The organism is Streptomyces desertarenae (assembly GCF_042681365.1).
GTDB classification, from domain to species: Bacteria; Actinomycetota; Actinomycetes; order Streptomycetales; family Streptomycetaceae; genus Streptomyces; species Streptomyces desertarenae.
Genome location: NZ_JBHUFU010000012.1, coordinates 209,540 through 229,748 on the forward strand (window position 1 = coordinate 209,540; position 20,209 = coordinate 229,748).

A 20,209-nucleotide genomic window follows, 5' to 3' on the forward strand; every position below is an offset into this window, starting at 1 on the left:
ATGACGTCTTCGAAGCAGAACCGCGCCCAGGCCCTGCCCCGGGACCTCCAGGAGGCGCTGCGCCGCCGGCTGGCCGGACGGGCCGGCGCACCGGACACCGCCGCCCGGCAGGGCATCCCGCGCGCGGACCGGACACGGCCCCTGCCGCTCTCCTTCGCCCAGCAGCGGCTGTGGTTCCTGGACCGGCTGCGGCCCGGCGACGCCCGCTACAACAGCGCGGTCGCGCTGCGGTTCACCGGCCCGCTGGACCGCGGCGCCCTCTCCCGCGCCCTGGACACCGTGGTGGAGCGCCACGAGGCGCTGCGCACCACGTTCGAGGAGGCCGACGGCCGGCCGGCGCAGACCGTGCGGCCGGCCGGCCCGGTCCCCCTGCCGGTGACGGACCTGACCGCGCCCAACGCGCGTCCCGCCGCCCCCGGCGGCGGGGCGCCCGCGCTGGAGGCCGCGCTGCTGGCGGAGTACTCCCGCCCGTTCGACCTGCGCACCGGGCCGCTGCTGCGCGCCCTGCTGCTGCGGGAGTCGGACGCCTCGCACGTGCTGATGCTGACCGCGCACCACATCGTCACCGACGGCTGGTCGATGGGCGTGCTGCTGGAGGAGCTGTGCACCGCCTACGAGGCCCTGGCACGCGGCGCGGCACCGGACCTGGCGCCGGTGGCGACGCAGTACCCGGACTTCGCGGTGTGGCAGCGCGAGCAGCTCTCCGGCCCCCGGCTGGAGCGGCACCTCGCCTACTGGACCGACAAGCTGTCCGGCACCGTTCCGCCGGAACTGCCGCTGGACTACCCGCGCCGCGGCGAGGAGTCCGGGGAGGGAGCGGTCCACACCTTCACCGTCCCCGCCGACGTCGCGGCCCGGCTGCGGAACCTGGCGGCGGAGCAGCACACCACGCTGTTCACCGCCCTGGTCGCGGCCTGCCAGGCGCTGCTGGCCCGCTGGTCCGGGCAGGACGACATCGCCGTGGGCTCCCTGACGCCCGGGCGCTCCCGCACCGACCTGGAACGGACGGTCGGCTTCTTCGCCAACACCGTCGTGCTGCGCACCGCCGTCGAGACCACCGGATCCTTCCGCGACCTGCTGGCCGCCGCCGCCGACACCGTCAACGACGCCTTCGCGCACGGCGACACGCCGTTCGAACGGCTGGTGGAGGCCGTGGGCGCGGTCCGGGAGGCGGGCCGCAACCCCCTGTTCGACGTGATGGTCCTGCTCCACCCGGACCCGCCCGCGGCCCCCGCCCTCCGGGGGACGGCCACCTCGCCGGTCGCCGTGCCCCGGCAGGCGGCCACCTTCGACCTGAGCGTGGAGTTCGTGCCGGACGGCGACCGGCTGACCGGGCTGCTGGAGTACCGCACCGACCTGTTCGACCCGGCCACCGCGCGGCGGATGGCGGACCAGCTGCTGCGGATGCTGGCGGGCGCCGCCGCCGAACCGGACCGCCCGCTGGGCACCCTGCCCCTGCTCTCCCCGCAGGAGGTGCGGCGGGTGACGGCCGAGTGGAACGCCACCGGGCGTCCCGCCCCGGACCCCGCCGCCACCTGCCCGGGGCTCTTCGAGCGGCAGGCGGCCCAGACCCCGCACGCCACCGCCCTGGTCGCGGGGGAGACGCGGCTGGACTACGCGACGCTCAACGCCCGCGCCAACCGGCTGGCGCACCACCTCATCGCCCGCGGCGCCGGCCCCGAGCGGCTGGTCGCACTGCGGCTGCCGCGCACCGCCGACATGATCGTGGCGATCCTCGCCGTGTGGAAGTCCGGGGCCGGCTACCTGCCCCTGGACCCCGCCCTGCCCGAGGAGCGCGTGCGGTTCCTGCTCCAGGACGCAAGACCGGCGCTCGTCCTGGACGAGGCCGCGCTGCGGGCGGTGCCGGACACCGGCCCGGACACCGACCCGGCCGACACCGACCGGCTCGCCCCGCTGCACCCGCAGAACACCGCGTACGTCATCTACACCTCCGGCTCCACCGGCCGCCCCAAGGGCGTGGCCGTGGCGCACCGCTCCCTGGCCAACCTGCTGGCCGGCCACCGCGAGGGGTTCGTCGCCGAGGCGGGCGGCGGCCCGCTGCGGGTGGCGCTGACCGCGTCGTTCTCCTTCGACACCTCGCTGGAGGGCGTGCTGCTGATGGCCGACGGCCACCGGCTGCACCTGGTCGACGAGGCGACCCGGCTCGACGCGGCCGCCCTGGTCGAGTACGTCGTCGAGCACCGCGTCGACTTCCTCGACCTGACCCCCTCGTACCTGCGGCAGCTGCTGCCCGCCGGGCTGCTCACCGACCCGCGCCACCGCCCCCGGGTGCTGATGCTCGGCGGCGAGGCGGTCGGCCCCGGGCTGTGGCGCGAGCTGGCCGGCCACGGGGACGTCGCCGCGTACAACTTCTACGGCCCCACCGAGTGCACGGTCGACGCCCTGGCCTGCCGCATCGAGGGCGGCGGACGCCCGCTGGTGGGCCGGCCGCTGCCCGGTGTGCGGGCCTACGTCCTCGACCAGCGGCTCCAGCCCGTGCCGCCCGGCGTCGGCGGCGAGCTGTACCTGGCGGGCGAGCAGCTGGCGCGCGGCTACGCGGGCCGCCCGGGACTGACCGCCGCGCGGTTCGTCGCCGACCCGTTCGGCGGGCCGGGAGAGCGGATGTACCGCACCGGCGACCTGGCCCGCTGGACCGCCGACGGACGGCTGGACTACCTCGGCCGCGCCGACGACCAGGTCAAGGTGCGCGGCCACCGCATCGAGCCCGGCGAGATCGAGGCGGCCCTGCTGGACCTGCCGGACGTCGCCGCCGCCGCCGTCGTCGCGGCGGCCGACGCCCACGGCCACACCCGGCTGGCCGCCTACCTGGTGCCCGCCGCGGGCGCCGCGCGGCCCGCCGCCGCCGAGCTGCGGGCGGCCTGCCGGCGCGTCCTGCCCGACCACATGGTGCCGTCCTCCTTCACGGTGCTCGACGCCCTGCCGCTGAACACCAGCGGCAAACTGGACCGCCGGGCCCTGCCCGCCCCCGACGTCGACGCCGCCCCGCGCGAGCGGGAGTTCGTCGCCCCGCGCACCCCCGACGAGGAGACGCTGGCGGGCATCTGGTCCGAGGTCCTGGGCGTGGCCCGGGTGGGCGCCACCGACAACTTCTTCGAACTGGGCGGCGACTCCATCCTCAGCATCCAGGCCGTCTCCCGGGCCCGCGCCGCCGGTCTGCGCCTGACCTCGCAGGACGTCTTCCGCCACCAGACCGTCGCCGACCTGGCCGCCGCCGCGTCCCGCCGGACCACCGCGGCGGCGGCCCCGCGGCAGCCGCGCGGTGGGGGACCCGCCCCGCTGACCCCCGTCCAGGAGTGGTTCTTCACCGCGCACGGCCCGCTGCGCCACTTCAGCATGTCGATGCTGCTCGACCTGCCGCACGACCTCGACGAGCAGGCCCTGCGGCGGGCCCTGGAGGCGGTCGCCGCGCACCACCCGGCGCTGCGCACCCGCTTCGAGCGGGCCGGGGAGACCTGGGTGCAGCATCCCGGAGCCGGCCCGGCCACCGGACTGCTGACCCGCCACGACCTCCCCGCCGCCGGCGGCGACGCCCTGGCGGCCGCACGGACCGAGGCCGCCGACGCCGCCCGCGCGGCCCTGGACCCGGCCACCGGCGCCCTGCTGCGCGCGGCCCTGCTGCTGCCCCCGGACGGGGCGCGGCCGCAGCTGTTCCTGACGGCCCACCACCTGGCCGTCGACAGCGTCTCCTGGCGCATCCTCCTGGCCGACCTGGAGCAGGCCTACCGGCAGGCGGCCGCGGGCGAGCCGGTCCGCCTGGAGCCGGCCACCACGCCGTTCGCCGACTGGGCCGCGCACCTGTCCCGGCGGGTGCGGGCCGGCGACCTGGACGGCGACCTGCCGTACTGGACGGCCGAGGCCGCCCGGCCGTGCTCCCCGCTACCCGTCGACCACCCCGGGACCCCGCTCGCCGGGTCGGTGCGCACCGTCCGCACCCGGGTGGACCGCGCCACCACCGAGGCGCTGCTGCGCAAGGTCCCCGGGGTCTACCGCACCCAGGTCAACGACGTGCTGCTCAGCGCCCTGGGCCGGGTGCTCGCCGACTGGGCGGGCACCGAGCGGGTCACCGTCGCCCTGGAGGGCCACGGCCGGGAGGACCTCGGCGGCCCGGACCCCGACGACGCGGTCGACGTGTCGCGGACCGTGGGCTGGTTCACCACCCAGTACCCCGTCACCCTCGCCCCGGCCGGCCCGCCGGACGCGCCGGACTGGGCCGCCACGCTGAAGGCGGTGAAGGAGCGGCTGAGGGCCGTACCCCGAAGGGGCCTGAGCTACGAGGCACTGGCCCGCCTCGGTTCGCCCGACCCGTCCGCCCGCGCCCTGCGGGACCGGCCGCTGCCCCAGGTCTCCTTCAACTACCACGGCCAGTGGGACGCCTCCGCCGGGCGGGACTTCGCCCCGGCCGGCGAGGCACCCGGGCGGGACGTGGCGGCCGACGAGCCGGTGGACCACCTGCTGGACGTCTCGGCCGCGGTGACCGGCGGCGTGCTGGAGATCACCTGGCACTACAGCGACCGGGTGCACGACGCGGACACCGTCCGGGGCCTGGCGGACGGCATGGTGCGGGCGCTGACCGCGATCACCGAGCACTGCGCCCGGCCGGACGCCGGCGGCCGCACCCCCTCCGACTTCCCCCTGGCCCGCCTGGACCAGGCGGGCGTCGACCGGCTGGTCGGCGACGGCCGCGACGTGGAGGACGTCCTCCCGCTGACCCCGCTCCAGGAGGGCATGCTCTTCCACCGGCTGGTCGGCGGCCCGGACGACGTGTACGTGGACCAGGCCGCCCTGCTGCTGGAGGGCGTGGCGGACCCGCACGCCTTCGCCCTCGCCTGGCAGCGGGTGGCCGACCGCACGCCCGCGCTGCGGACCTCGGTGGTGTGGGAGGGCGTGCCCGTCCCGCTCCAGCTCGTGCACCGGGACGTCCGCGTGCCGGTGACCCACCTGGACTGGCGCGAGGTGGACGAGGGGGAGCGCGCCGAGAGGTTCGCCCGGCTGCGGTCGGACGACCTGGCGCGCGGCATCGACCTCGGCGCGGCGCCGCTGATGCGGCTCACCCTGGTGCGGCTGCCCGACGCGCGGCTGCACCTGCTGTGGACCTCCCACCACCTGATCCTGGACGGCTGGAGCCTGGCCCAGGTGCTCACCGAGGTGTCCGAGGAGTACGCGGCGCTCACCACCGGGGGCGAACCGCGGCCGCCCGTGCGCCGGCCCTTCGGGGACTACGTGCGCTGGCTGGCCGACCAGGACGCCGACGCGGCGCGCGAGTACTGGCGCGGCGTCCTCGGCGGCTTCGCGACCCCGACCCCGCTGCCCGTCGACCGCCCCCTGCGCGAGGCGCACCGGTCCCGGTCCGCGGGCGTCCACACGGCCGGCCTGTCCGACGCGGTGTCGGAACGGCTGGCCCGCACCGCCCGGGACGCCGGGCTCACCCTGGGCACGGTGGTGCAGGGCGCCTGGGCGCTGCTGCTGGCCCGCTACGGCGCGGAGCGGGACGTGGTCTTCGGCACCACCGTCTCCGGGCGCCCCGACGACCTGCCCGGCGTGGAGTCGATGGTGGGCATGTTCATCAACACCCTGCCCACCCGCGTCGAGGTGGACGGCCGGCGCACGGCCACCGCGTGGCTGCGGGAACTGCAGGAGGCCCAGGCCGAGGCGCGGCGCTTCGCGGCGGTCTCCCTGGCCGAGCTGACCGGCCTGAGCGACGTGCCGTCCGGCACCGCGCTGTTCCACAGCATGGTCGCCTTCGAGAACTACCCCTTCGACGAGGCCCGCACCGCCGGCTCGGGCGTGCGCCTGCTGGACGTCGCCTCCCGGGACGCCACCAACTACCCGCTCGTGCTCCGCGCCTACCAGGGCGGGCGGATCGGCTTCGACCTGGCCTACGACCCGGAGCTGTTCGACGCCGCGACCGTCCGGGCGCTCGCCGACCGGCTGTGCCTGCTGCTCGCGGAGTTCGCCGCCGACCCCGACCGGCCGCTGCGCGCCCTGGCGTGGACGACCGCCGAGGAGCGGCGGCGGATGCTGGTGGACTGGAACGGGACCGAACACGGCCGCCCCGACCGGACCCTGGTGGACCTGTTCGAGGCCCAGGCCGCCCGCACCCCGGACGCCACCGCCGTCACCTGCGCGGGCGAGCACCTCGGCTACGCCGAGCTCGACGCGCTCGCAGGCCGGCTCGCCCACCGGCTGGCCGAGGCCGGCGCGGGACCCGAGCGCTTCGTGGCGCTCGCCCTGCCCCGCTCCACGGACCTGGTCGTGGCGGTCCTGGCCGTCCTGAAGACGGGCGCGGCCTACCTGCCGGTCGACCCCAAGCTGCCCGCCGAGCGCATCGCCCACCTGCTGGGGGACGCCGCGCCGGTGATGCTGGTGACCACCGCCGCCACCGCCGGGCGGGCGGAGGGGACCGGTGTGCCCGTCCTGCCGCTGGACGACCCGGCGGTACGGGCCGACCTCGCCCGGCGCCCGGCCGCCGGCCCCGGCCCGGCCCGCCGCCCGCTGCCGGAGACCCCCGCCTACGCCATCTACACCTCGGGCTCCACCGGCCGCCCCAAGGGCGTGGTGGTGCCGCACGCCAACGTGGTGCGGCTGTTCACCCGCACCCGCCACTGGTTCGGCTTCGACGAGACGGACGTGTGGACGCTCTTCCACTCCTACGCCTTCGACTTCTCCGTGTGGGAGATCTGGGGCGCGCTGCTGCACGGCGGCCGGCTCGTCGTCGTCCCCGAGGACACCGCCCGCTCCCCGGAGGACTTCCTGCGCCTGCTGGCGGACGAGCGGGTCACGGTCCTCAACCAGACCCCGTCCGCCTTCTACCCGCTGGTGCGCGCGGACGCCGAACACCCCGCGGTGAGCGCCCGGCTGACCCTGCGCACGGTGGTCTTCGGCGGCGAGGCGCTGGACGTCGAGCGGCTGGCCGACTGGTACGCGCGCCACCCGGACACCGCCCCGCGCCTGGTCAACATGTACGGCATCACCGAGACCACCGTGCACGTCACCCACGAGTCCCTGGACCGCACGACGGCCCGCACGGGCGCCGCCAGCCCCATCGGCACCGGCATACCCGACCTGCGGGTGTACGTGCTCGACGGCGACCTGGCCCCCGCGCCGCCCGGCGCCGTCGGCGAGATGTACGTGGCGGGGGAGGGCCTGGCCCGCGGCTACCTGGGCCGCCCGGGCCTGACCGCGGCCCGCTTCGTGGCCGACCCGTTCGGCCGGCCCGGCAGCCGCATGTACCGCACCGGCGACCGGGCCCGGTGGCGGGCGGACGGCACCCTGGAGTACCTGGGCCGCGCCGACCAGCAGGTGAAGATCCGCGGCTACCGCATCGAGCCCGGCGAGATCGAGGCCGCCCTGCACACCCACCCGGGCGTCGGCGCCGCCGCGGTGGGCGTGTACGAGGACGCCGCCGGGACGCGGCGGCTGGTCGCGCACGTCGTCGGCTCCGGCGGCGGGGAGCACGCCGCGCCGCCGCCCGCCGCCGAACTCCGCGCCCACCTGGAGCGCCTGCTGCCCGCGCACATGGTGCCCGCCGCCTACGTGCCGATGGCGGCGCTGCCGCTCACCGTCAACGGCAAGCTCGACCGGCGCGCCCTGCCCGCGCCCGGACCGGACGGCTTCGCCGCCGGAGGCGACCGCACGCCGCCGCGCACCCGGGCCGAACGCCTGGTCGCCGACGCCTGGGCGGACGTGCTGGACACCGACGAGGTGGGCGCCGAGGACGACTTCTTCGCCCTCGGCGGCGACTCCATCCTCGCCGTCCGCGTCACCTCCCGGCTGCGTGCCGCCTTCGGCACGGACGTCTCGCCCCGGCTGCTGTTCACCCACCCGACGGTCTCCGCCCTGGCCGCCGCCCTCGACGAGCCGGCCGGGGACCGCCCCGCGGCGGCCGACGCCGTGCCGGCCGCCGACCCGGACACCCCGCCGCCGCTGTCGTACGCGCAGCAGCGCCTGTGGTTCCTCGACCGCTTCGAGCCGGGCAGCACCGAGTACACGACGCTGTCCGTGCTGCGCCTGCGCGGCCGGCTCGACCGGTCCGCCCTGCGCACCGCCCTGGACGCGCTGGTGGCCCGGCACGAGGCGCTGCGCACCACCTTCGCCGAGACCGGCGGCCGCGCCCGCCAGGTCGTGCACCCGCCGCGTCCGGTGGAGCTGCCGCTGGACGACCTCACCGGCGCCGGGGACCGCTCCGCGGCCCTGGACGCCCTCCTGGAACGCGAGGCCGCCACCCCCTTCGACCTGGGCACCGGGCCCCTGCTGCGCGCCCGGCTGGCGCACCTGGCCGCCGACGAGCACGTGCTGGTCCTGGCCGTCCACCACATCGTCACCGACGGCTGGTCCACCGCCGTCCTCGGCCGGGACCTGGGCGAGCTGTACGCGGCGGCGCTGGAGGGCCGCCGTCCCGACCTGCCCGACCTGCCCGTGCGGTACACCGACTACGCCGCCTGGCAGCGGGCCCGCACCGACCGGGCCGACGAGCAGCTCTCCTACTGGCGCCGGGCGCTGGACGGGCTGGCCCCGCTGGAGCTGCCGACCGACCGGCCGCGCCCGGCGGTGCGCACCCGCGAGGGAGCGCTGGTGACCTTCACCCTGCCCGCCGAGCTGACCGAGCGGCTGCGCGAGACGGGCCGCGACACCGACGCGACCCTCTACATGACGCTGCTGACGGCGTGCACGGTCCTGCTCGCCCGCTGGTCCGGCCAGGAGGACGTCGCCGTCGGCACCGTGACCGCGGGCCGTGAGCGCCCCGAACTCCACGACGTGGTCGGCATGTTCGTCAACACGCTGGTGCTGCGCAACCGGGTGCGCCCGGAACTGTCCTTCCGCGAGCTGCTCGCCCGGGTGCGCGCCACCGTCCTGGAGGCATTCGCCCACCAGGAGGTGCCCTTCGAGAAGGTGGTGGACGCCCTCCAGCCCGAGCGGGACACCAGCCGCACTCCCCTGTTCCAGGTCATGGTGGCACTGCACAACCTGGGCGCCGAGGCGCCCCGGCTGCCGGGGCTGGACGCCGAGCCGGTGGCACCGCCGGTCCGGCACGCCACCTTCGACCTCGCCTTCGACTTCGTGGAGGGCGACGGCGGCGTCACCGGCTACCTGGAGTACAACACCGGCCTGTTCGACGCGGACACCGCCGAGCGCCTGGCCGGCCGGCTGCGTCTGCTGCTGAAGGCCGCCGCCGAGGACCCGGACCGGGCCGCCGGCGCGCTGCCGCTGATGACCGCCGCCGAACGGGACCGGGTGCTCCACCGGTGGCAGGGCGCCCGGCTGGAGGCTGCGGACACCGCCCCCGCCACCTTCCCCGCCCTCTTCGAGGCGCAGGCCGCCCGCACCCCGCACGCCACCGCCCTGGTGGCCCGGGACGCCACCCTCGACTTCGCCGCCCTGGACGACCGCGCCAACCGGCTGGCCCACCACCTCATCGCCTCCGGCGTCGGACCCGAGCGCGTGGTCGCCGCCCGCCTGCCGCGCACCTCGGAGATGTACGTGGCGCTGCTCGCCGTCCTCAAGGCGGGCGGCGCCCTGCTCTGCCTCGACCCCGACCTGCCCGCCGAGCGCGCCGCGTTCCTCCTGGCGGACGCGGCGCCGCACACGGTCCTGACAGCCGACACCCTGCGCGAGGTGCCCTGGGGGCGGCTGCCCGCGCACGACCCCACCGACGCCGACCGGCTCGCCCCGCTGCGCCCGCAGAACACCGCCTACGTCGTCTACACCTCCGGCTCCACCGGCCGGCCCAAGGGCGTCGCGGTGGAACACCGCCACCTGGTCAACCTCTGCCGCGACCACCGGGAGGGGCTCGTCGCACCGCACACCGCGGACGGACGGCGGCTGCGCGCCGCGCTCAGCGCGTCGTTCTCCTTCGACACCTCCTGGGAGGGGCCGCTGCTGCTCGCGCTGGGCCAGGAGGTCCACCTGATCGACGAGGACGTGCGCCTGGACCCGGAGGCGTTCTGCGCCCAGGTCGCCGAGCGGCGCCTGGACCTGGTGAACGTCACCCCGTCCTTCCTGCGGGAGCTCACCGCCGCCGGGCTCCTCGCGCCCGGCCGCCACCACCCGCGCCTGCTGCTGGTGGGCGGCGAGGCGGTCGGCGCCGCCGCGTGGCGGCAGCTGTGCGCGGCGGGCGAGGACCTGGGCGTCACCGCGTACAACATGTACGGGCCCACCGAGTGCACCGTCGACGCCGTCTACGGCCCCTGCTCCGACCGGCCCGACCGCCCCGTCATCGGCCGCCCCGGCCGCAACCTGCGCGCCTACGTGCTCGACGGCGCGCTGCGGCCGGTGCCGCCCGGCACGCCGGGCGAGCTGTACCTGGCCGGGGCGCAGGTGGCCCGCGGCTACCTGAACCGGCCCGGCCTGACCGCCGCCCGCTTCGTGGCCGACCCGTACGGCGCGCCGGGGGAGCGGATGTACCGCACCGGCGACCGGGCCCGCTGGGACGCGCGCGGGCTGCTGGAGTTCCTGGGCCGGACCGACGAGCAGGTCAAGATCCGCGGTTTCCGCATCGAACCCGGCGAGGTGGAGGCCGCCCTCCTCGACCACCCGGACGTCGCCGAGGCCGTGGTGGCCGCCCGCGACCACGCCGGCCGCACCGTGCTCGTGGCCTACCTGGTGCCCGCCGGCGACCGCACACCGCCGGCCGACGAACTGCGGGTGAGGCTGCGGCGGACGCTGCCGGACCACATGGTGCCCGCGGCGTTCGTCCCGCTGGCGCGGATCCCGCGCACCAGCAGCGGCAAGACCGACCGGCGCGCCCTGCCGGACCCGCCGGCGCAGCCCGACAGCGCCGCGCCGTACGTGGCGCCGCGCCCCGGCACCGAGGAGACCCTGGCCGCCGTCTGGGCCGAGGTGCTGGGTGTCGAGCGGGTGGGCGCGCGGGACAACTTCTTCGCGCTCGGCGGCGACTCGATCCTCAGCATCCAGATCGTCTCCCGCGCCCGCCGGGCCGGACTCGCCCTCACCACCAAGGACGTCTTCCGGCACCAGACCGTCGCCGAACTCGCCCTCCACGTCACCGAGGCGGACCCGCGGCCGGCCGCCGCGGACGGCGCCCCGCCCGCCGAGGCGCCGCTCACCCCCATCCAGCGCTGGTACCTCGACGGCCGCCGCCCCGGCGACGCGCTGCGCTTCACCATGACCCAGCGCCTGGAACTGGCCCCGGACACCGACCCGGCGGCGCTGGGCCGGGCGGTCGACGCCCTGGTGGACCGCCACGCGGCGCTGCGCACCCGGTTCCGACGCACCGACGGCGGCTGGTACCAGGAGGTCCTGCCGAAGGCTCCGCAGGACGTCCTCACCCGCCACGACGCGGCGGACCTGGACGCCCCGGCCCTGGAGGCGGAGGTGCAGCGCGCGGCGGAGGCGGCGCAGGTCTCGCTCGACCCCGTCGAGGGCCGGGTCGTCCGGGTGCTGCTCTTCGACCGCGGCCCCGGCCGGCCGGCCCAGCTCCTGGCCACCGTCCACCACCTGGTGGTGGACGGGGTCTCCTGGCGCATCCTGCTGGCGGACCTGGAGACCGCCTACCGGGACTGCGCGGCCGGCCGGCCCGCCGGGCTGCCCCCGGTGGGCACCGCGTACGGCCGCTGGGCGGCCCGGCTGGAGCGGCACACCCTCTCCGGCGCCCTGGACGCCGACCTGGCCCACTGGGAGCGCACCGCCGCGGCCCCGGCCGACCTGCCCGCCGGCCGGAGCGGCCCCAACACCCACGGCACCGCCGCCACCGTCACCGTGGCCCTGGAGCCCGGGGAGACCGACGCCCTGCTGCGGCAGGTCCCCGACGTCTACCGCACCCAGGTCAACGACGTGCTGCTCAGCGCCCTGGGCCGGACCCTGGCCCGCTGGTGCGGGCGCGACACCGTCCTGGTCGGCGTGGAGGGACACGGCCGCGAGGACCTCTTCGACGACGTGGACCTGTCGCGGACGGTGGGCTGGTTCACCGCCGAGTTCCCCCTCGCCCTGACTGCCGGCCCCGACGCCGACTGGCGCGACACCCTCCGGTCCGTCAAGGAGCAGCTGCGCGCGGTGCCGCTGCACGGCCTGAGCCACGGCGCACTGCGCCACCTGCTCCCGCAGAGCCCGCTGGCCGGCGCCCCGGCGCCGCAGATCGGCTTCAACTACCACGGGCAGTGGGACGCCCGGACCACCGCCGGCCCGGAGGCCGGCGGGCTGTACCGCGCCGCGCTGCCGCCGGCCGGCCGCGACGCCGACCCGGACGAGCCCCGCCCCTACCTGCTGGACGTCACCGGCGTGGTCCAGGAGGGCCGGCTCGAACTGGGCTGGACCTACCCGACCGCCGTCTACGACGAGACCACCGTGCGGCACCTGGCCGAGGAGATGCGCGCGGCGCTCCGCGAGATCGTGGCGCACTGCGCCCGGCCGGACGCGGGCGGGCGCACCCCGTCCGACTTCCCGCTCGCCGGGCTCACCCAGGCGCAGCTGGACGGGCTGGTCGGCGACGGGCGGCACGTGGCGGACGTGCTGCCGCTGACGCCCCTGCAGGCCGGCATGCTCTTCCACGGGCTGGTCGACACGGCGGACGCCTACCTGAACCGGACGGCGGTACGGCTGTCGGGGGTGGCCGACCCCCGCGCGTTCGCCGCTGCCTGGCAGCAGGTCGCCGACCGCACGCCGGCGCTGCGCACCTCCGTCCACTGGCAGGGCCTGCCGCACCCGGTGCAGGTGGTGCACCACCGGGTGAAGCTGCCCGTCACCCACCTGGACTGGCGCCGGTCGGCGCCCGACCGGCGCGCGGCGGCGGTCGGGGACCTCCTCGCCGAGGACCGCGCGGCGGGCATGGACCTGACCGCGGCGCCGCTCACCCGCATCACGCTGGCCGCCCTGCCCGGCGACGAGGTCCTGCTGCTGTGGTCCTCCCACCACCTGGTCCTGGACGGCTGGAGCACCGGGCAGCTCCTCACCGAGGTGTGCGAGCGCTACGCGGCGCTCACCGGCGGCCGCGACGCCGCCGAGCCGGTGCGGCGGCCGTTCGCGGACTTCCTGCGGTGGCTGCACGACCAGGACGAGGACGCGGCCGAGCGGTACTGGGCCGACGCCCTCGCCGGCTTCACCGCGCGCACCCCGCTGCCGTACGACCGCACACCCGCCGAGGCGCACCGCGCCCGCTCCGGCGAGGCCGTCCACCACGAGCTGGACGCCGACGTCTCGCGGCGGCTGCGCGAGACGGCCGCCCGCAGCGGACTGACCGTCAACACCGTGGTGCAGGGCGCGTGGGCGCTGCTGCTGGCCCGCTACAGCGGGCGCCGCGACGTGGTGTTCGGCACCACCGTCTCCGGCCGCCCGGCCGAACTGCCGGGTGTGGCGTCCATGGTCGGCATGTTCATCAACACCGTGCCCACCCGGGTCCGCGTGCCCGGGGGAAGCGGAGTCCTGCCCTGGCTGCGCGGCATCCAGGAGCAGCAGAGCGACGCCCGGCGCTTCGACTTCCTCGCGCTGCCCCGCATCCAGGCCCAGGGCGAGGTCCCGGCGGGCGAGGCGCTGTTCGACAGCATGGTGGTGTTCGAGAACTACCCCGTGGACGAGTCGGCCACCGCCAGGACGGGCGTGCGGGTGGAGGAGGTGCACGCCGAGGACGCCACGACCTTCCCGCTGTGCCTGCGCGCCCACCTGGCCGACCGGCTCGGCTTCGACCTGGCCTACGACGCCGCCCTGTTCGACCGTGCCACGGTGGAGGGCGCCGCGGCCCGCCTGGCGGCCCTGCTCACCGCGCTCGCCGACGGCGCCGAGGGCGACGTGGACGCCCTGGAGCTGCTCACCGACGCCGACCGGAGCCTGCTGGAGCGGTGGAACACCACCGCGCGGCAGGCGCCGGCCCGCACCCCGGTGGACCTGTTCGCCGAGCAGGTCCGCCGCACCCCCGACGCGGTCGCCCTGCGCGACGGCGACCGCGAGGTGACCTACCGGGAGCTCGCCGACTGGTCGGACCGCGCGGCCTCCCGCCTGCTGGCCGGCGGACTGGCGGCCGAGGACCGGGTGGCGCTGCTCATGGACCGCTCCGCCGAACTCGTGGTCGCCCAGCTCGCCGTCCTCAAGGCGGGCGGCGCCTACGTGCCGGTGGACACCCGAGCGCCCGAGGAGCGGCGCGGCCTCCTGCTCGACCGGGCGGGCGCCGCGCTCCACCTCACCGCCCGGGAGGTGGCCGCCGCGCGGGCCGCCGGACCGGAGGGGCCCGCCCTCCCGCCCGCGGACCCCGACCGGCTGGCCTACGTGATGTTCACCTCCGGGTCCACCGGCCTGCCGAAGGCGGTGGCGGTGCGCCACCGCGACGTGGCGTCGCTGGCCACCGACAGCCGCTTCGCCGGCGGGGTGTGCGACCGGGTGCTGCTGCACTCGCCGGTGGCGTTCGACGCCGCCACGTTCGAGGTGTGGGCCCCCCTGCTGAACGGCGGCTGCGTGGTGGTGGCCCCCGGGCAGCCGGTGGACGCGGCCCTGCTGCGGCGGCTGGCCCGCGACGGCGGGCTGACGGCGCTGTGGCTGACGGCCGGGCTGTTCCGGCTGCTCTCCCAGGACGCGCCGGACTGCTTCGCGGGGCTGCGCCAGGTGTGGACCGGCGGCGACGTGGTCCCCGCAGCGGCCGTGCGCCGGGTCCTGGCCGCCTGCCCCGGCCTGACCGTGGTGGACGGCTACGGGCCGACCGAGACCACGACCTTCGCGACGTCCTTCCCCCTCGCGGACGCGGCGGCGGTGCCCGACACCGTGCCCATCGGCCACCCGCTGGACGACATGCGGGTGCACGTCCTCGACGCCCGCCTGCGGCCCGTACCGCCGGGCTGCGCCGGGGAGCTGTTCCTGGCCGGCGAGGGCGTGGCGCGCGGCTACCTGGGACGCCCCGGCGAGACCGCCGCCCGGTTCCTCGCGGACCCCTGCGGGCCGCCCGGCGCCCGGATGTACCGCACCGGCGACCTGGCCCGGCGCCGCCCGGACGGCACGGTCGAGTTCCTGGGCCGCGCCGACGACCAGGTGAAGATCCGCGGCTTCCGGGTCGAGCCCGGCGAGGTGGAGGCCGCGCTGGCGGCCCATCCCGGTGTCGCGGACGTGGCGGTGCTGGCCCGCGAGGACCGGCCGGGCGCCCGGCGGCTGGTGGCCTACGTGGTCGGGCCGGCCGGGGACGACCCCGAGGACCTGCGGGCGTTCGCCCGCCGGACGCTGCCCGACTACCTCGTCCCCTCGGCGTTCGTCCCGCTGGCGGCCCTCCCGCTGAGCGCCAACGGCAAGGTGGACCGGGCGGCGCTGCCCCGCCCGGACGCGGACCCCGGCACCGGGCCCGGCACCGCGGTCGAGCCCCGCACCGAGGCCGAGCGCCGCACGGCGGAGGTCTTCGCCGAGGTGCTGGGCGTGGACCGGCCCGGGGTGGAGGACGACTTCTTCGCCCTCGGCGGCGACTCGATCCTCAGCATCCGGCTCGCCTCCCGCCTGGCCGAGGCGTTCGGGACGGACCTGTCGCCGCGGGCGGTGTTCACCCACCCCACACCGGCGGCGCTCGCCGGGCTGCTCGCGCAGCGGCGGGCCGACGGCGCGGGGCGCACCGCCATCGTCCCGGTCGACCGCGGTACGGCGGCACCGATGTCCTACGCGCAGCAGCGCCTGTGGTTCCTGGAGGAGTTCGCGCCCGGCGGCACCGAGTACACCACCGCGCTGGCCCTGCGCCTGCGCGGCCGGCTCGACACCGGTGCCCTCGGCGAGGCGCTGCGCGCCCTGGTGGCGCGGCACGAGTCGCTGCGCACCACCTTCGACACGGTCGACGGCCGGGGCGTGCAGATCGTCCACCCGCCGCAGGACGTCCCCCTGCCGCTGCACGACCTGTCCGGGCTGCCCGAGGAGGACCGCTCGGCGGAGCTGGAGCGGCTGCTGGCGGCCGAGCGCACCCGTCCGTTCGACCTGCGCCGCGGCCCGCTGCTGCGGACCGGTCTGGTGCGGTTGGCCGGCGACGACCACGTGCTGACCCTGGCCCTGCACCACATCGTCACCGACGGCTGGTCCACCGCCGTGCTCACCGGCGACCTGGCGCACTTCTACCGGGCCGCACTGGGCATGGCCGCCGAGGACCTGCCGCCGCTGCCCGTGCAGTACGCCGACTTCGCCCACTGGCAGCGCACCGCGGGCGACGCCGGGGCCGAGGAGCACCTCGCGTACTGGAGGGAACGGCTGGCCGGGACCGAGCCGCTGGAGCTGCCCACCGACCGGCCGCGCCCGGCGGTGCGCACCCGCGACGGCGCGACCGCCCGCCTGGCCCTGCCGCCGGAGACGGCCCGCCGCCTCGCCCGGGTCGGCCGGGACCGGGGGGCCACCCTGTTCACCACGCTCGTCGCCGCCGCGCAGACGTTCCTCGCGCGGCTGTCGGGGGGACGGGACATCGCCGTCGGCACCGTCACCTCCGGCCGCGACCGGCCCGAGACCCAGAACCTGATCGGGTTCTTCGTCAACACCCTCGTGCTGCGCTCGCGGGTCGAGACGGACCGGCCCTTCCCCGAGTTCCTCGCCGAGGTGCGCGACACGGTACGGGACGCCTTCGACCACCAGGAGGTGCCGTTCGAACGGGTGGTGGACGAGGTGCAGCCGGTGCGCGACACCAGCCGCACCCCGCTCTTCCAGGTCATGGTGGTCCTGCAGAACACGCCGGCGGCCGACCTGGACCTGCCCGGTCTGGAGGTCTCCGACGTCGACACGGACCTCCGGCACGCCGCGTTCGACCTCACCCTGGAGTTCGCCGAGGCGGACTCCGGGGCACTGCACGGCCTGCTCACCTACAACACCGACCTGTTCGACGCGGCCACGGCCGAGCGGATGGCCGACCAGCTCGGCACCCTGCTGACCGCCGTCGCCGAGGACCCGCACCGCCCCCTGGGGGCCCTGCCGCTCGCCTCCGACGAGGCGCTGAAGACCCTGCTGGACCACGGGCGGGGCACGGCCCCGCCGGTGCCGGCGGCGACACTGCCCGAGCTGTTCGAGCGGCAGGCGGCCCGCACCCCCGACGCGGTGGCGCTGGAGGACGGCGGCCGGCGGCTGACCTACGCGGAGGTGGACCGCGCGGCCAACCGGCTGGCCCACCGGCTGATCGGCCGCGGCGTCGGCCCCGAGCGCGTCGTCGCCCTGGCCCTGCCCCGCGCCGCGGAGACGGTGGTGGCGCAGCTCGCCGTCGCCAAGGCCGGCGGCGCCTTCCTGCCCGTGGACCCGGCCTACCCCGAGCAGCGGCGGGAGCTCATGGTGCGTGACGCGGACGCCTGGCTGACCCTGGACGACCCCGCGGAGGTCCTGGCCGCGGAGGGACCGGACACCGCCCCCACGGACGCGGACCGCACCGCCGCGCTCACCCCCGACCACCCGGCCTACGTGATCTACACCTCCGGATCGACCGGGACGCCCAAGGGCGTGGTCGTCACCCACCGGGGCCTGGCGGGCTTCGCCGCGGCCGCCGCGGACCGCTACGCCGCGGGTCCCGGCGACCGGGTGCTCCAGTTCGCCTCGCCCAGCTTCGACGCCTCCGTGCTGGAGCTGTGCGTCTCCCTGCTCGCCGGCGCCACGCTGGTGACCGGGGAGGAGGGGCCGCTGGTCGGCGAGCGGCTGGTCCAGGCGCTCACCGAGCGGCGCGTCAGCCACGCGCTGATCCCCCCGGCGGCGCTGGCCACCGTGCCGTCCGGGACACCCGGCGGCCTGCCGCACCTGCGCACCCTGATCGTCGGCGCCGAGGCGTGCCCGGCCGACCTGGTGGAGCGGTGGGCCCCCGGCCGCCGGATGATCAACTCCTACGGCCCCACCGAGGCCACGGTGGTCGCCACCTGGACCGGCCCCCTGGCCCCGGAGGCGGTCGCCCCGCCGATCGGCCGCCCGGCCGGCGCCACCCGCGTCCACGTCCTGGACACCGCCCTGCGGCCCGTCCCGCCCGGCGTGACCGGGGAGCTGTACGTGGCGGGCCCCGGGCTCGCCCGCGGCTACCTGGGCCGCCCCGGCCTGACCGCGAGCCGGTTCGTCGCCGACCCCTTCGGCGGGCCGGGGGAGCGGATGTACCGCACCGGCGACCTGGTGCGCTGGGACGCCGACGGGGAGCTGCGGTTCGCCGGGCGGGCCGACGACCAGATCAAGCTGCGCGGCTTCCGGATCGAGCCGGGCGAGATCGAGAGCGCGCTGCGCCGCAGCCCCCGGGTGCGCGACGCGGTGGTCGTCGTGCGCTCCGGCGGCCCGGAGGACGGGGCGGCCGCCGGCGCCGGACGGCTGGTGGCGTACGTCGTGCCCGCCGAGGGCGCCGACGGGCAGCTTCCCCCCGCGGAACTGCGCGAGCACCTTGCCGGGCTGCTGCCGCCGCACATGGTCCCGTCGGTGTTCGTGCCCCTGGAGCGGCTGCCGCTCACCCCCAGCGGCAAGACCGACCGGCGCGCCCTGCCCGACCCCGGGCCCGCCCACACCGCCGCCGGGCCGCGCACCGCGCCGCGCACCGACACCGAGCGCCGCATCGCCCGCATCTGGGCCGACGTCCTCGGGGTGGAGGAGGTCGGCGCGGACGACAACTTCTTCCACCTCGGCGGCGACTCGATCCTGAGCATGCAGGTGGTGTCGAGGCTGCGGCGGGACGGCCTGCACCTGGCCACCCGCGACCTGTTCACGCACCAGACCGTGGCCGAGCTGGCCACCGTCGTGACCGCCGCGCCGCAGGACTCCGGCGGCGGCCCGGTGACCGGCGAGGTGCCGCTCACCCCCATCCAGGAGTGGTTCCTGACCACCCCGCGCGCCAGCCACCACCACTTCAACCAGTCGGCGCTGCTGGAACTCGACGGCTCGCCCGACCCGGAGGCCCTGCGCACCGCGCTGGACGCCCTGCTGGAGCACCACGACGCGCTGCGCATGCGCTTCACCGAGGGGGACGGCGGCTGGCACCAGTTCAACCCGCCGCCGGCCGGCGGCGAGGAGGTCCTGGTCCGGTACGACCTGACGGGAATGCCGGCCGCGGAGGCGGACACGGCCATGGAGAAGGCCGCCGACGACCTGCACACCGGTTTCGACATCGGACGCGGGCCGCTGCTGCGGGCGGCGCTGTTCACCGGCGACGCCGACCGGCCGGCGTTCCTCCTCCTGGTCGCCCACCACCTGGTCGTGGACGCCGTGTCCTGGCGGATCCTCCGCGACGACCTGGAAGTCGCCTACCGGCAGGCCCGGCGCGGCGAGCCCGTCGCACTGGGGGAGCGCTCCACCTCCTTCCGGGACTGGGCCCGGGGACTGGCCGAGCACGTCGCCGGCGGCGCCCTCGACCACGAACTGCCCTACTGGGAGGAGGCGGTGGCCGCCGACGAACCGCTGCCGGCCGGCCACGACCCGGAGGCGGACCCGGGGGAGACCCGCACGCTCACCGTGGAACTGGGGGAGGAGGACACGGAGTCGCTGCTGCGCGCCGCGCCGACCGCCTACCGCACCCGTGTCAACGACGTCCTGCTGGCCGCGCTGGCCCTCGCCCTGGCCCGCTGGACGGGACGCGACCGGGTCCGCCTGGACCTGGAGGGGCACGGCCGCGAGGACCTGCTCGACGGGGTGGACCTGTCCCGTACGGTCGGCTGGTTCACCACCGTCCACCCGGTCGCCCTGCGGGTGCCCGAGCCGGAGGAGCTCGGCCCCGCCCGCGACTGGCGGGGGCTGGTGAAGTCGGTGCGCCGCCAGTTGCGCGCCGTGCCGGGGAACGGGATCGGCTTCGGCGCCCTGCGCACCTACGGCCCGCCCGAGGTGCGCGAGCGGCTCGGCTCGGCGGCCCACGGGCAGGTGGTGTTCAACTACCTCGGTCAGTGGGACGCCCGCCCGGAGGACTCCGGCGGCGGCCTGGTGCGCGCCGAGCACGGCTCCTTCGGCCAGGACCACGACCCCCGGGACAGCGGGTCGCACCCGCTGGAGGTGGTGGGCGCGGTGCAGAACGGGCGCCTCGCCTTCACCTGGCACCACCGGCCCGGCCTCCACGGGACGGAGACCGTGCGGCGGGTCGCCGGGGAGTTCGCCGAGGCCCTGCGCCACATCGCCCGGCACGCCCGGGGCGGCCGGTGAGGGCCCCGCGCCCCGGTGGCGTGCCCCCGGGGCGCCCCCGGCGCACCCCGGGGGCGCCCCGGGCGCCGTGTGCCGGCCGCGCCCGGTCCCCGGGAACCGCCCCGCGGAGCGCGTACCGCGGACAGACCGAGCAGGACCGGCCGGACCGGACCGGCCGGGGAACCGT

1 protein-coding gene is annotated in these 20,209 nt (G+C 77.3%); it reads left to right on the forward strand.

Annotated features, from left to right (window positions below; translation table 11 throughout):
• Positions 1–20,043 carry a non-ribosomal peptide synthase/polyketide synthase gene (locus ACFSJS_RS20625; RefSeq protein ID WP_380902539.1) on the forward strand — a complete coding sequence of 6,681 codons (20,043 nt, stop codon included), beginning with the start codon at positions 1–3 and terminating at the stop codon, positions 20,041–20,043.
• Positions 20,044–20,209: the final 166 nt, after the last annotated feature.

Coding starts and splice junctions, on each gene's coding strand:
- ACFSJS_RS20625 (WP_380902539.1), top strand. CDS start 1: ATGACGTCTTCGAAGCAGAACCGCGCCCAGGCCCTGCCCCGGGACCTC.